Here is a 14523-nt window from a genome sequence, read left to right as displayed (position 1 = left end):
TTCCCATGATCCGCGCGCTTCTCACCTTTCTCGCCAGCCTGCTGGTCGCGACTCCCGTCTGGGCCGACCGGGTCAAGGACCTCGGCGGATTCCAGGGCATCCGATCGAACCAGCTGACCGGTTACGGCGTCGTCGTCGGCCTGCCCGGCACGGGCGACGACAATCTGGAATATACCGTCCAGTCGCTGAAGGCGGTTGCCTCGCGCTTCGGCCTGCAATTGCCGCCGAGCGCCAATCCGGGGATGAAGAACGCGGCGGTGGTGATGATTACCGCCGAATTGCCGCCCTTCGCCAAGCCGGGGCAGAAGCTGGACATCACCGTCGCCTCGATGGGCAAGTCCAAGTCCTTGCGCGGCGGCAGCCTGATCCTGACGCCGCTGCTGGGTGCGGACGGCCAGGTCTATGCGATGGCGCAGGGCAATCTGGCGGTCGGCGGTCTCGGTGCCGAGGGCAAGGACGGGTCGCAGATCGTGGTCAACGTCCCCTCGACCGGGCGCATCCCCGAGGGTGCGACCGTCGAGCGCGCGGTCGCCACCGGGTTCGACACCGCCCCGAACCTGACCTTCAACCTGGCGCGTGCCGACTTCACGACCGCGCAGAATGTCGCCGGCGCGATCAACCAGAAGCTGGGCTTCGGTACCGCGCAGGCGATGGACGCGGTGTCGGTCGCGGTCCGCGCGCCGATGGGCGCGGATACACGCGCCACGCTGATGAGCATGATCGAGAATCTCGACGTGGTGTCGGCCGAACCGACCGCGAAGGTCATCGTCAACGCGCGTACCGGCACCGTCGTCATCAACTCGGCGGTCCGGGTCGGACCGGCGGCGGTGACGCACGGCAAGATGACGGTCCGCATCGACGAAAACCAGCGGATCAGCCAGCCCGCGCCGTTCAGCCAGGGCCAGACCGCGCTGGAGCAGAAGTCGGGTGTCGCGGTCGAGGAGGAGAAGCGGCCGATGTTCCTGCTGGCCCCCGGTCCCAAGCTGGCCGACATCGTCAAGGCGGTGAACGCAATCGGCGCATCGCCGGCCGATCTGGTCGCCATCCTGGAGGCGCTGAAGGAAGCCGGCGCGCTCAAGGCCGAGTTGATCGTCCTGTGACGCCGATCGCTACACCAGCACTTCCGGCCACCGGCGGCATATCGGGCGACACCAGCCGGCTGGCCGGCAAGGCGAACCTGAAGGCGGCGGGCGAGAAGTTCGAGGCGGTCTTCACCGGCATGATGCTGAAGGCGATGCGCAAGACCAAGCTGGCCGAACCGCTGTTCGACAGCCAGGCCAGCGATACTTTTCGCGACATGCAGGACCAGAACCTTGCCCAGTCGATGGCGGTCCACGCGCCGATGGGGATCGGCAAGGCGATGACCGATTTTCTCGCGAAGTCGCAACCAATTGTTAATCATGATCCGCCAGAACCGGCGGCATGAGCGATCTCCTGTCGATCGGTGCCAGCGGCGTAAAAGCGTATCAGAGCGCGCTTACGACCGTGTCGGAGAACATCGCGAACGCGAATGTGACCGGCTATGCGCGGCGCACGACCGACCTGAAGGAAATCGGCGCGCCCGCCGGTGTCCTTGCCACCAACAAGAATCTGGCCGGCGGCGGTGTCATCGCCGGCGGCGTCGTGCGGTCCGCCGACGAATATGCCAGCAACGCGGTTCGCAGTTCGGGGGCCGATCTGGCGCGGACCGCGACCGGCGTGAACTGGCTGGACCGAATCGATTCGGTCATGGCCGGCAACCAGTTGAACGAGCGGGTGACGGGCTTCTTCAACGCCGCGCGTACGCTGGCGTCCGACCCGACCTCCACCGCGCTGCGGTCCAACATGCTGGGGGCGGCGACCTCGACGGCCACCGCCTTTACCGCCACCGGGGCCGCGTTCACGCAGGCTGCCGATGATCTCGACACCATGGCACGCGCATCGGTCGATACCCTGCAACGGCTGGGTCAATCGCTGGCCAAGGTGAATGACGGGCTGGGGCGGGCGGCAAGCGGCAGTTCGGCTGCCGCCAATCTGTCCGATCAGCGCGACCAGTTGCTCGAACAGATGAGCGCGCTGGTCGATGTCGACAGCAAGCTGGACCCGATTGGCCGGGCGACCGTCACGCTTGGCGGCAAGTCCGGACCGCTCTTCGTGTCGGGCAAGACCGTCGGCGCGCTGGGATATGAACAGACCAGCGACGGCGTCCCGGCCTTCACGGTAACGATGGACGGCCGCGAATCGAGCCTGACCGCCAATGGCGGCGCGCTGGCCGGCACGGTCGACGGGGCGCAGAAGCTGGCAACGGCGCGTGCCACGCTGGATACCATCGCCGGCGAGTTTACCGACCGGATGAACACCATCCAGACCGGCGGTGACGACCAGACCGGCAAGCCCGGCACCGCGCTGTTCGCGACCGGTGACCGGCCGACCGACATCAGCGTCGTCATCACCGATCCGCGCGGCATCGCCGCGGCCAGCACCGGCGGTGGCGTGCGCAACAGCGGCAATCTGAGCGCGATCGACGCGGCGCGGACCGCCGGCGGGTTCGAAACCGGCATCACCGCACTTATCACCGGCAACGCGACGACGCTGAAACAGCGGCAGACGATCGCCGACGCGCAAGGCGCGATCCGTGACGGTGCGGTCGCCATGCGTGATTCCGCGACGGGCGTGAACCTGGATACCGAGGCGGTCGAACTTATGCGCTTCCAGCAGGCCTATTCGGCGTCGAGCCGCGTCATTTCGGTGGCGCGCGACATTTTCCAGACCCTGATCGACATCCGGTGAGCGCCATGCAGATTTCATCCAGCAGCTTCTATGACACCACCGCCAAGCGGATGGGCGCGTTGTCGACCAAGGCGACGGAGTTGCAGACGCAGATCGCGACCGGCAAGAAGGTGGTGACCGCCGCCGACGATCCGATGTCGGCGCAGACGCTGGCCGGGTTGACGCGACTGTCGAGCGACGACGTCACCTATCAGGCCAACATGAAGGCCGTCGGGGCCTCGTTGCAGCAGTCGGATACGACACTGGCATCGGTCGCGACGCAGGTGCAGAGCGCGCTGGAGCTGGCGGTGCAGGCCGCCAACGGAACGCTGAGCGCGGCCAACCGCGGCACCGCGGCGGACCAGATCGACGCGATTTCATCCACGCTGCTGAACCTTGCCAACACCCGCGACGCCAATGGCCAGCCGTTGTTCGGTGGAGCCGATGGGGCGGCCGCAGTCACGAAGACTGCGAACGGCAGCTATACGCTGGCCGACACCGCGCCGGGCGCGGTGCCGATTTCGGACACCCAGTCGGTGCAGGGCAGCGAAACCGCGTCGCGCATCTTCACGGTCGGCGGCACCAACGCGTTTGCCGTGCTGGATGCGCTGGCTACCGCGCTGCGGACGGGGACTGCCGGAGAGGCGACGACGGCCGCAAAATCGGCGATCACCAGCATGACCGGGGCGAACGACGCCGTGTCGGTCGCGCGCGGCGCGGTGGGCGCGCGCGCGGCGTCGGTCGAATTGCAGCAGGGCTTGTCGAAAGCCGCGCAGACCGACCGCGCCGAACTGCGTTCGTCGATCGAGGACACCGATGTGTCCACCGCCATCGTCGAGATGCAGAAGATGATGACCGCGCTGTCCGCGACGCAGGCAAGCTTCAGCAAGCTGTCGTCACTGTCGCTGTTCGATTATCTGCGCTGAGTTTTTGCCGCCTGGTTTGTTCGACCGGCATCCCAGCGCGCTGGGATCCAGGGTCACGGGCGATGACGGCGGAATTGGCCGGGATCGGCGATAAGGATGGTGAACATCAATCCGCCCCGGGCAAACGGATTGCCTCCGGATGGTAACCGAATAGCTACCTTCTCGGATTAACCATGGCGGCAGATGGCCTGTCGGTGTTGCCGACGCCCAGGGAGTATCCAAGACCATGTTTCCGGCAATCGGCCTCGTCGTCCTGTTCGCGATGGTGTTCGGTGGTTTCGCGATCACCGGCGGCGCGCTCGGCCCCGTCATGGAGGCCATCCCGCACGAGATGCTCATCATCGGCGGCGCCGCCGCGGGCGCGCTCATCATCGGCAATTCCGGCAAGGAACTGAAAGCGATGGGCGGCGGTCTTGCCAAGGTGTTCAAGGGGCCGAAATACAAGAAACAGGACTATCTCGACGTTATCTTCCTGGTGTCGAAGCTGATGAAGATGCTGCGGACGGAGGGGCCGATCGCGCTGGAGCCGCATGTCGAGGATCCGAAGTCGTCCGCCGTCTTCGCCGAATATCCGCGCCTGCTGGGCGATCACACGCTGGTCAACCTGATCGCCGACACGCTGCGCCTGGTCGTCGTGTCGTCCGGCACGCTGGACGTGCACGCGGTCGAGGAGGTGATGGACAACGCGATCAAGACCCACCACCACGAGGCAGAAAGCCCGCATACGACGCTCGCCAGCCTGGCCGACGCGCTGCCCGCCCTTGGTATCGTCGCCGCCGTGCTGGGCATCGTGAAGACGATGGGGTCGATCGACAAGCCGCCGAGCGTGCTGGGCGGGATGATCGGGTCGGCGCTGGTCGGCACGTTCATGGGTGTGCTGCTGGCCTATGGCGTCGTCGCCCCGCTGGCCGGACGGCTGAAGCAGGTGCTGGATGCCGACGCGGCGATCTACATCGTCGTCAAGCAGATCATCATCGCCTCGCTGCACGGTCATCCGCAGCCGCTGGTCATCGAGGCCGCGCGCAGCGGCATCGCACACAAGAACCAGCCCGGTTTCGCCGAAGTGTTCGACGGGCTGCGGGGGCGTTAAGCGATGGCGCGCGCACCGCATGGGGCCAACGTGCCCCCGAAGATCATCTACAAGAAGATCTATATCGAGGGGCATGGCGGCCATCATGGCGGCGCATGGAAGGTCGCCTATGCCGATTTCGTGACGGCGATGATGGCGTTCTTCCTGCTGCTGTGGCTGCTCGGCGCGACGACCGAGAAGCAGCGCAAGGCGCTGGCCGATTATTTCGCGCCCACGCTGGTCGACCTGCGCCAGCACAGCGCCGGGTCGAACGGCTTGTTCGGCGGATCGTCGATCATCGACAAGGACAACTACCCGCACAAGGCGGCGCAGACCGGCACGCGATCGCTGACCATTCCCGCCGGCGCGACCGGTGGCAAGGATGTCGGCACCGGACAGAAGGGATCGCTGAAAAGTCGCGAGGCGATGGCGGCGGAGGATCGCCGGAACTTCGCGTCGATGCGCCAGAAGGTGATGCGCGAAGTGTCGCGGACCTCGGCCATGGCCAAGCTCGCCAAGCATATCCGTTTCGTCCAGACCCGCGACGGGATGCGCATCGACTTGATCGACAATGCCGATTATTCGATGTTCGGCAGCGGCACGACCGCGCTGGAGCCTGAAGCCTCGAAGCTGATCGGCTTCATCGCGACGACGATCGCCAGCGCCGACAACCCGATCATGATCCGCGGCCACACCGACGCGGTCCCCTACGGCGACCCGCGCGCGATGAACAACTGGATGCTGTCGAGCAGCCGCGCGGAGGCGACGCGTCGTCGCCTGTTGCAAGGGGGCTTGCCGGAAAAGCGGTTCGAGCGGATCGAGGGCGTTGCCGACCGCGAACCGATCATCGCCAAGGATCCGATGGACCCGCGCAATCGGCGGGTGGCGATCACCCTGTTGTACCGGCCGGGCGTGTTCGGCCAGTAGAAGGGGCAACATCCGGCGGGGACGGTGCCGCGCCCAACACGAAAAAGCCCGCCGCCATCATGACGATGGCGACGGGCTTTTCACTGAAACGGGCAGCCGTCCGGTCGCAACCGGACGGCGGACCCGTTACGCCTCGACGGGAGCGGCGGTCTTGCGCTTGGCGCGGGGAGCCGACTGGTCGGTCTTGGGCGCGTTGCGCTGGCCGGGCTTGCGGCCGAGGCCGATCTTCTTGGCCATGGCGCGGCGGCTTTCCGAATAGCTTTCGGCGACCATCGGGTAATCCGACTTCAGGCCATACCGCTCGCGATATTCCTCGGGCGTCAGGCCGTGCGTGGTCAGGTGACGACGCAGGGTCTTGTACGGCTTGCCGTCGATCATCGAAATGATGTGATCGCGCGACGCCAGCGACTTTCGCGCAGTGACGGCCGGCGTGTATTCGGTCGCGACTTCGGTGACCTGTGCGGTATCCATCGATCCCAGCAATGCCGACACGGTGTCATGCATCTTGCTGAGAAATGCCGGCACTTCGTCGGCGGAGATGCGGGTATTGGGATTGCCAAGCCAGGCAATGGTCAATTCGGTTGCCAGTTCGACGGCATTGGTGTCGACGGTCTGTTCGGTCATCATGAAGCTCCAAAACTGTTGCTTCCAACTAGACTTCCAAAGCACAGCGTCAACCGGCAATCGTCAAAATATAGGCCGATCTCGTTCCCCATCACGACCTGATTGACCGTTTTATCCACGAGGACTGCGTGTAAACTGGATGCTGGTCTAGTATCGCGGGTGGCGATCCGCACGACGCATGAGAAAAACTTGATATACGATCCATGGATATATTCCCGGATCGCCCGGTTCTGTGCAGGTGGATGAAGGACTATATGGCGGACGGGTCATCGACGCGCGAAACGCCCTGTCTCGATCAGGCATTCGGCGGCGCCCAGTGGCCTGACGATGTGGCCTGTCGATGTAGTGAATTGAAAAGGATGGCCTTTGCGATGACGATCGGACGATGACGCGCACCGATGACGACAAGCGGCGCGCGGCCGAGGCGGCCGTTGTGGAAATTCAGGACGGCATGATCGTCGGGCTGGGCACCGGATCGACGGCGACCCATGCCGTCGCGGCGATCGGCGCACGGGTTCGCGCCGGCCTGCGTATTGATGCCGTGGCGACGTCGGATGCGACGGCCACACTGGCGGTCGCGCACGGTATCACGGTGCGCGACTTTGCCGATATCGCGCGGCTGGACCTGGCGATCGACGGGGTGGACGAGATCGACGACCGCTTCTTCGCGATCAAGGGTGCGGGGGGTGCGATGCTGCGCGAAAAGCTGGTGGCGGTGGCCGCCGACCGGATGATCGCCATCGCCGACGGCAGCAAGCGGGTCGCCCGGATCGGCGCGGCCCCGGTGCCGGTCGAAATCCTGCCCTTCGCCCGTGCCTCCATCCTGGCCGCGCTGGGACGCCTTGGCCGGGTGACGGTGCGGCAGGGGGATGCCGGGCCGTACCGGACGGATCAGGGGAATCTGGTGGTCGACGGCCATTTTGCCGGGATCGCCGACCCGGGCGCGCTGGCGGCCACGCTCGACGCGATACCCGGTGTGCTTGGCCACGGCCTGTTCCTGCGCGAGATCAATGCGGCCTATATCGGGTCCGATGGGGTCGTGACACGGTTGGAACGATCGCCCGACTGTGATTAAGGGCATTGCATCCGGCAACCAGTTCGGGCGCATGCGCGTTCGACCAGCGACCAGAATGAGGCTCCCTGCATGTCCGACGTCGATACCAAGACTTCCGCTTCCGCCCCAACTGCGCTGCACGAGGACGGATCGCCCGACCGCCTTGCGATAGACACCATCCGCACCCTGTCGATGGACGCGGTGCAGAAGGCCAATTCCGGCCACCCCGGCACGCCCATGGCGCTGGCCCCCGTCGGCTGGACGGTGTGGTCGAAGTTCCTGCGTTATGATCCGTCAGCACCGCTCTGGCCGAACCGCGACCGCTTCGTGCTGTCGGTCGGTCACGCGTCGATGCTGCTCTATTCGCTGCTGCATCTGGCCGGCGTCGAGGAGGTTGATCGCGAGGGCAAAAAGACCGGTAACCCGGCGATCAGCCTGGAGGACATCAAGCAGTTCCGCCAGTTGTCGTCACGGACCCCCGGTCATCCCGAATATCGTCACACCACAGGCGTCGAGACGACGACCGGCCCACTGGGTCAGGGTTGCGGCAATTCGGTCGGCATGGCGATCGCCGAGCGCTGGCTGGCGGCGCGCTACAACAAGGACGGTTTCCCGCTGTTCGATCACGACGTCTATGTCGTGTGCGGCGACGGCGACATGATGGAGGGCGTATCGGCCGAGGCGGCGAGCCTTGCCGGTCACCTGAAGCTGTCGAACCTGTGCTGGATGTACGACAGCAACCAGATCAGCATCGAGGGCAGCACCAGCATCGCCTTCGACGAGGATGTCGGCAAGCGGTTCGAGGCCTATGGCTGGAACGTGCTGCATGTGAACGATGCGAACGACACCGCGGCGCTGGCCGAGGCACTGGCGACGTTCAAGGCAACCGATGACAAGCCGACCTTCATCGTCGTCCACTCGGTCATCGGCTGGGGCAGCCCCAAGGCTGGCAGCGAGAAGGCGCACGGCGAGCCACTGGGTGCCGATGCGATCAAGGCAACGAAGAAGGCGTATGGCTGGCCCGAGGATCAGGATTTCCTGGTGCCGGACGGTGTGATCGACGGATTCAACGGCGAGATCGCCGGGCGCGGCCAGCCGCTTCGCAGTGAGTGGGATGCGATGCGTACCCGCTATGCCGCGGCACACCCTGAGCTGTCGGCCGAGCTGGACCTGTTGCTCAACGGTCGCCTGCCCGATGGCTGGGATGCCGGCATCCCGACCTTCCCGGCGGATCCAAAGGGTGTCGCGTCGCGCGATTCCGGCGGCAAGGTGCTGAACGGGATCGCCAGGAACGTGCCGTGGCTGATCGGTGGATCGGCCGATCTGGCCCCGTCGACCAAGACGCTGCTGGAGGGCAAGCCGTCGTTCGAGGCGGACGATTATTCGGGCAGCAATTTCCATTTCGGCGTGCGTGAACATGGCATGGGCGCGATCGCCAACGGCATGGCGCTGTCGTACCTTCGCGCCTATTGCGCGACGTTCCTGGTGTTCGCCGACTATATGCGCGCGCCGATCCGTCTGGCGGCGATCATGGAATTGCCGGTGACGTTCGTGTTCACTCACGATTCGATCGGCGTCGGCGAGGATGGCCCGACGCATCAGCCGATCGAGCATGTGGCGACGTTGCGCGCGATTCCCGGTCTCGACACGATCCGTCCAGGCGACGCGGCCGAGGTCGCGGTGGCGTGGAAGATGGCGGTCGAAAGCGAGTTCCGCCCGACCGCGCTGATCTTTTCGCGTCAGGCGCTGCCGACGCTGGATCGCAGCACTCTGGCATCGGCGGACGGGCTGGAAAAGGGCGGCTATGTACTGACCGGCGACGAGAACCCCGACGTGATCCTGATCGCGACGGGCAGCGAATTGTCGCTGGTGCTGGACGCGCACGAGGCGCTGACGGCGGACGGCGTGAAGTCGCGCGTCGTTTCCCTGCCAAGCTGGGTCCGGTTCGAGCAGCAGGATCGCGCCTATCGCGACTCGGTACTGCCGCCGGGCGTCAAGGCGCGACTGGCGGTCGAGCAGGCCGGGTCGATGGGCTGGGACCGCTATGTCGGGCTGGACGGCGACACGATCACCATGTCGACCTTCGGCGCGTCCGCACCGCTTGCCAAATTGCAGGATAAATACGGGTTTACCCGTGACAACGTCGTCAAGGTCGCGCGCGAACTGATCGAAAGGAACAAGGCATGAGCCGCCTGAAAGAACTGGGTGCCATCGGACAGGCACCGTGGCTGGACTTCGTCGATCGCAAGTTTCTGGAGGCTGGCGGTCTCCAGACCCTGGTCGACGAGGACGGGTTGACCGGCGTCACGTCGAACCCGTCGATCTTTGAAAAGGCGATGGGTCATGGCGATGCCTATGACGCCACGCTGGCCGACTATGACCGGGAAAACCCGGATGCGGCGACGATCGACCGGTACGAGCATCTGGCGATCCAGGACATCAAGGCGGCGGCTGAAACGCTGCGCCCGGTCTATGATCGCCTGGCGGCGAAGGACGGCTATGTCAGCCTTGAGGTCTCGCCCTATATCTCCGACGATACCGATGCGACGATCGCCGAAGCGAAGAAACTGTGGGACGCGGTCGACCGCCCGAACCTGATGATAAAGATTCCGGGCACGCCAGCGGGCGCACCGGCAATCGCGGCGACCATTGCCGCCGGGATCAACGTCAACGTCACGCTGCTGTTCTCGCTCGATGCCTACAAGCGCGTGGCCGAGGCCTATGCGATGGGCCTTGAGGAGCGGGTGAAGCAAGGCCAGCCTATCGACCGGATCGCCAGCGTCGCCAGCTTCTTCGTAAGCCGCATCGACGCCGCGATCGACAAGCAGATCGACACGCGGATCGCGGACGGCGACGCGGAGTCCGACGCGCTGAAGGCGGTTCGCGGCAAGGTCGCGATCGCCAACGCGCGCATTGCCTACCAATGGTATCTGGAGTTCCTGCAGTCGGAGCGCTGGCAGGCGCTGGCGGCCAAGGGCGCGCAGGTCCAGCGGCTGCTGTGGGCATCGACCGGGGTCAAGGATCCGGCCTATCCCGACACGCTGTATGTCGACACGCTGATCGGCCAGGACACGGTCAACACGCTGCCGCCCGCGACGATGGATGCGTTCCGCGATCACGGCATGGTGGCCGAAACGATCACCGACGATATCGACGCGGCGAGGCACACGCTGGCCGAGGCGGAACGCCTTGGTCTCGATCTGGACGGCGTCACCGACCGGCTGGTCGAGGAGGGCGTGGCCTCGTTCGTCAAGGCGTTCGACGACCTGCTCGGGGCGATCGCCGGGAAGCATCCGGCGACGGCCTGATCCCTTCCACCCTGTCCCGGCACGGGGCAGGCGTCTGGCGGCCGGGATCGACCCCGGCCGCCGTTACCTTTCAGCGGACCCGCGCGAACCCCGCAGCGGCCGCATCTACCGGAGACCTTGCATGAAGATCGGATTGATCGGCCTTGGCCGCATGGGTGGCAATATCGCACGCCGCCTGATGCGCGCGGGCCATGAAATCGTCGCCTTCGACCGATCGGCCGACGCGGTGGCGGCGCTGGTCGCCGATGGCGCGGAAGGGGCGGATTCGCTTGACGACATGCGCGGCAAGCTGGCCAGCCCGGCGATCTGGTGGGTGATGCTGCCTGCGGGCGGTCCGACCGAGGATACGATCACCGCGATCAGTGAACACGCCAACGCAGGCGACGTCATCATCGACGGCGGCAACAGCTTCTACAAGGACGACATTCGCCGCTCCAAGGCGCTGGCCGAGCGGGACATCCATTATGTCGATGTCGGCACGTCCGGCGGCGTATGGGGCCTGGAGCGCGGTTATTGCATGATGATCGGCGGCGACGATGCGACGGTGACGATGCTCGACCCGATCTTCGCGGCACTGGCCCCGGGGCTTGGCAGCATTGCCCGGACGCCGGGCCGCGACGCGGCGGACCATGCCGACGATCGGGCGGAGCAGGGTTACATCCACGCCGGGCCGGCGGGGGCGGGCCATTTCGTCAAGATGATCCACAACGGCATCGAATATGGCCTGATGCAGGCTTATGCCGAGGGCTTCGATATCCTGAAGGGCAAGGCGTCCGACAAACTGCCCGAGGATGAGCGGTTCGACCTGAACCTGACCGACATCGCCGAGGTCTGGCGTCGGGGCAGCGTGATTTCGTCCTGGCTGCTCGACCTGCAGGCGCAGGCGCTGGCCAAGGACCAGATGCTCGAACAGTTTTCCGGCAATGTCGCGGATTCCGGGGAGGGGCGCTGGACGATCGACGCGGCCATGGAGGAATCGGTGCCGGCCAACGTCCTGTCGGCGGCGCTGTATGCGCGGTTCCGCAGCCGCGTCGACACGACCTTCGGCGACAAATTGTTGTCGGCGATGCGCTATGGCTTTGGCGGCCATGTCGAGATTCCGCAGTGAACGGGATTCGACTGGTCATTTCCGACGTCGACGGCACGCTGGTCGATCTCGACAAGCAGTTGACCCCGGCGACGATCGCTGCGGTCGAGCGGCTGCGCGATGCTGGGATCGGCTTCTCGCTGGTCAGCGCACGGCCGACATCGGGAATCCTGGCGCTGGGCCGTGCGCTTGACGTGACGATGCCGATGGCGGCGTTCAACGGCGGCGAGACCTTTACCAGCGACGGCACCATCGTCGGTGAGCATCTGGTGCCGGCCGACATCGCACGCGACACGGTGGCGATGGCGCGTGATGCGGGCCTTGGCCTGTGGGTCTTCGCCAATGGCAAATGGTATGCCGATGACGCCGACGGACCGCACAGCCAGAGCGAACGCAGGGCGTCGGCGCAGGAGCCGGTCGAAACCGATGATTTCGCACCATTGTTCGACCGCGTCGCCAAGCTGACCTTCGTCAGCGACGATCCGGCGGTCATCGACCCGTTGGCCACCGCAATGAAGGAGCGGTTCGGCGATGCGGCGACCATCGCCCTGTCGCAATCCTATTATCTCGACGTCACCGCGCGGAAGGCGAACAAGGGCGTCGCGGTGGAAATGCTGGCGGCGGAGGCGGGCGTTCCGCTCTCGGCGGTCGCGGTGATCGGTGACATGCGCAACGACCTGCCGATGTTCGCGAAGGCGGGGCTGTCGATCGCGATGGGTCAGGCGCCCGACGACGTGAAGGCGGCGGCCGACCATGTGACCCGGGGCAATGACGCGGACGGCGTGGCGCACGCGATCGACACGATCATACTGGCCTGAAGGGCGGATACGGGTGCCCGCCCCCGCGGCGGGTCAGGTGGCGATCGTCGCTTGCGAAAGCACATGCTCGTCGAGCCAGCCGCGAACATGCTCCCGCGCGGCCGGCGAAAGTCGCAGCAGGGTCTGGCGGCGGTCGTTGGGATCATCAACCGCGATGACATGACCGCGCGCGGTCAACAGCTTGATCCAGCGCAGTGCCGTCGTTCGCGGGACGCGGGAGGCGGCGCAGCAGCTGTTGGTCGTCATGGTCCGTCCATCCTCGCCCGCAGTGAACAGCGTCAGCAGCATGTCATAGGCGGGATCGGAGAACAGCGACGCGTCGAACAGGTCCGAAAACTGCGCGCGTGCCTGGAGAATGTTCGTGACCAGCGCCGCATAGGGCGATGGCGGCTGATGCATCGGCATCGACGTCGGCGGCGCGTCGTCGGTCACTGCGAAGGAGCGCGACCGGACCGGATCATGCCGGTCGTTGATGTCCATATCCGTCATCCTCCTGTTCGGAGGCGGGGCGGGTAGATGAAAATCGCGACGATGCAAATACCCGCGACGGTCGGTTCGCGGCGGGACGAGGCGTCAGCCGGACCGGTTCGCCGGCGGGTCCATCCGCGTGGCGATGCTGCTCGACAGGCCGGCAAGGGTGATGTGGGCCAGCCGGTCGACGACGGTTTCGTCGGAGCGGAGAACGTCGGCGATCGCAAGCTGTGCCTGCGTGATCCGGTCGATCGCCTGGATACTGGTCATGTGCCGGCGCAGGGTGTCGGGATACTGGCCCAGGTCATAGGCAAGATCCGACAGTTGCACGGTCAGCGCTACCAGTTCGTCGGCCAGTGCGGCGGCCAGCGGCGCGGATACGCCGCCGGTATCGTCGAATGTCGACGGCTGCGCGGCCGTTCCACCCGGCTGGCTGCCTGACCGGCCCCCAGACTGGATCCCCGACTGGGCCATGGTCATTTGCCCGACAGCTTGATGATCGTCGGGGCGACGGCATCGGTCGATACCGGCTGCTGCGCCATGTTGCGCGACAGCGTGAAGCCGGAGCCTTCGAGGTCGGCGGGGGCGATGCCGTAGCCGCCGGCGCTCATCAGCGCCTTCAGGCCCGTCGCGCCGTCCTCGCCGCCGGGTGCCAGCAGGACGCCGATCGCGGCGTTGCCGGCGGCCTTGGCAGCCGAGGCGAATAGCAGCGAGATCGACGGCCGTTCGCCGCTGACCGGGTCGCGTGGCAGCAGCCGCAACTTGCCGCCCGGCCACGAATCCACGACGAGATGCGCGTCGCCAGGGGGCGCGAAATAGATCGTGCCCTGTTCGACGGCCATGCCGTCCTGTGCCAGCACGACGCGCGGCGCGACCGTTTCATCGAGCTTGCGGACCAGCGTTTCGGCCAGGCCGTTGCCAAGATGCTGGACGACCAGGGTTGGCGGACAGTTGGCGGGAAACGCGCCGAACACGTCGAACAGCAGCTGGGTGTTGGCCGCGTCGCCACCCATCGTCACCAGATGCCCGTTCCAGTCGAACGGGGCGCTGGCCACGACCGGCTTGGGTGCGCCGGTGGCGCGGGGCTTTGCGCCCTTGGCCGTCTTGATCCGCTTGCCAAGCTTGCCGAGGATCGCCTCGAACTCGCTTTGCAGAGCGACCTTGGGTTTCGGGAAACAGTCGACCGCGCCAAGCCGCAGCGCCTCGACCGAGGCTTCGGCCCCCGCCTCGGTCCGGGTGGAGAACATGATGACCGGCATCGGCCGCTTTTCCATGATCTCGGCCAGATATTCGAGGCCGCTCATGCCCGGCATCTCGATATCGAGCGTCATGACGTCGGGGTTGTACTGCACCACCATGCTGCGCGCCTCGTCCGCGCCATCGGCGACGCCGACGACCTCGACCTGGGGAATACGCTCCAGCGCGCCGGAAATCAGCGCTCGCATGGTCAGTGAATCGTCGACGACGAGAACCTTGGTCTTGGCCATTGCG

General features: G+C 65.9%; 15 protein-coding genes. 11 read left to right on the top strand and 4 right to left on the bottom strand.

All coding sequences use genetic code 11. The features are described 5' to 3' along the window. The first annotated feature begins 5 nt into the window (after positions 1–5). The 6 genes from ASE75_RS00225 to ASE75_RS00200 all read left to right on the top strand — a co-directional run bounded on the left by ASE75_RS00225 (position 6) and on the right by ASE75_RS00200 (position 5670). Positions 6–1100 (top strand): flagellar basal body P-ring protein FlgI, encoded by a 1095-nt coding sequence (locus tag ASE75_RS00225; protein ID WP_055927147.1) that lies wholly within the window; start codon positions 6–8, stop codon positions 1098–1100. Then, on the top strand, positions 1097–1426 hold the full coding sequence (locus tag ASE75_RS00220) for a rod-binding protein (RefSeq protein WP_156340021.1): 330 nt from the start codon (positions 1097–1099) through the stop codon (positions 1424–1426). The genes ASE75_RS00225 and ASE75_RS00220 overlap by 4 nt, the downstream gene beginning before the upstream one ends. After that, entirely contained in the window at positions 1423–2769 is a 1347-nt protein-coding gene (gene flgK / locus ASE75_RS00215; RefSeq protein ID WP_055927144.1) for a flagellar hook-associated protein FlgK, read from the top strand. The genes ASE75_RS00220 and flgK overlap by 4 nt, the downstream gene beginning before the upstream one ends. Positions 2770–2774: 5 nt before the next feature. Beyond that, the gene (locus tag ASE75_RS00210; RefSeq protein ID WP_055927139.1) at positions 2775–3674 is read left to right on the top strand and encodes a flagellin N-terminal helical domain-containing protein; all 900 of its coding nucleotides are present in this window, start codon (positions 2775–2777) and stop codon (positions 3672–3674) included. Positions 3675–3900: 226 nt separating this feature from the next. Beyond that, positions 3901–4764: a flagellar motor stator protein MotA gene (motA, locus tag ASE75_RS00205; RefSeq protein ID WP_055927136.1), complete on the top strand. Its 864-nt coding sequence runs from the start codon at positions 3901–3903 to the stop codon at positions 4762–4764. A gap of 3 nt (positions 4765–4767) precedes the next feature. Beyond that, positions 4768–5670, top strand: a complete 903-nt coding sequence (locus tag ASE75_RS00200) for a flagellar motor protein MotB (protein WP_055927131.1) — start codon at positions 4768–4770, stop codon at positions 5668–5670. A 126-nt stretch (positions 5671–5796) separates the two neighbouring features. On the opposite strand, the gene ASE75_RS00195 is transcribed toward ASE75_RS00200, so the two are convergent. After that, the gene (locus ASE75_RS00195) at positions 5797–6294 is read right to left on the bottom strand and encodes a MucR family transcriptional regulator (RefSeq protein ID WP_055929067.1); all 498 of its coding nucleotides are present in this window, start codon (positions 6292–6294) and stop codon (positions 5797–5799) included. A gap of 385 nt (positions 6295–6679) precedes the next feature. Between ASE75_RS00195 and rpiA the strand changes: the two genes are divergently transcribed. From rpiA to ASE75_RS00170, 5 genes are all read left to right on the top strand, one after another. Continuing rightward, positions 6680–7369: a ribose-5-phosphate isomerase RpiA gene (gene rpiA, locus ASE75_RS00190; RefSeq protein ID WP_055927129.1), complete on the top strand. Its 690-nt coding sequence runs from the start codon at positions 6680–6682 to the stop codon at positions 7367–7369. A 69-nt stretch (positions 7370–7438) separates the two neighbouring features. Then, positions 7439–9535 carry a transketolase gene (tkt, locus tag ASE75_RS00185; RefSeq protein ID WP_055927126.1) on the top strand — a complete coding sequence of 699 codons (2097 nt, stop codon included), beginning with the start codon at positions 7439–7441 and terminating at the stop codon, positions 9533–9535. After that, a complete protein-coding gene (tal, locus tag ASE75_RS00180; protein ID WP_055927122.1) occupies positions 9532–10656 on the top strand; it encodes a transaldolase in 1125 nt (374 codons plus the stop codon). Before tkt ends, tal begins: the two co-directional genes overlap by 4 nt. Before the next feature lie 121 nt (positions 10657–10777). Next, positions 10778–11764 carry a phosphogluconate dehydrogenase (NAD(+)-dependent, decarboxylating) gene (gene gnd, locus ASE75_RS00175; RefSeq protein WP_055927119.1) on the top strand — a complete coding sequence of 329 codons (987 nt, stop codon included), beginning with the start codon at positions 10778–10780 and terminating at the stop codon, positions 11762–11764. Next, on the top strand, positions 11761–12561 hold the full coding sequence (locus ASE75_RS00170; RefSeq protein ID WP_055927116.1) for a Cof-type HAD-IIB family hydrolase: 801 nt from the start codon (positions 11761–11763) through the stop codon (positions 12559–12561). The genes gnd and ASE75_RS00170 overlap by 4 nt, the downstream gene beginning before the upstream one ends. Before the next feature lie 33 nt (positions 12562–12594). Here ASE75_RS00170 and ASE75_RS00165 read toward each other — a convergent pair whose 3' ends face one another. From ASE75_RS00165 to ASE75_RS00155, 3 genes are all read right to left on the bottom strand, one after another. Beyond that, positions 12595–13050, bottom strand: coding sequence for a MarR family transcriptional regulator (locus tag ASE75_RS00165; protein ID WP_055927114.1), 456 nt, complete (start codon positions 13048–13050; stop codon positions 12595–12597). An 84-nt stretch (positions 13051–13134) separates the two neighbouring features. Beyond that, a complete protein-coding gene (locus tag ASE75_RS00160; RefSeq protein ID WP_235512445.1) occupies positions 13135–13512 on the bottom strand; it encodes a hypothetical protein in 378 nt (125 codons plus the stop codon). Further along, positions 13509–14519 carry a chemotaxis protein CheB gene (locus ASE75_RS00155; RefSeq protein WP_235512444.1) on the bottom strand — a complete coding sequence of 337 codons (1011 nt, stop codon included), beginning with the start codon at positions 14517–14519 and terminating at the stop codon, positions 13509–13511. The genes ASE75_RS00160 and ASE75_RS00155 overlap by 4 nt, the downstream gene beginning before the upstream one ends. Positions 14520–14523 lie beyond the last annotated feature (4 nt).

Origin of the sequence: Sphingomonas sp. Leaf17 (assembly GCF_001421505.1) — a bacterium.
Classification (GTDB): domain Bacteria; phylum Pseudomonadota; class Alphaproteobacteria; order Sphingomonadales; family Sphingomonadaceae; genus Sphingomonas.
Note: the sequence above shows the minus strand (reverse complement) of the source record. Positions and strands in the feature narration are given on the sequence as shown.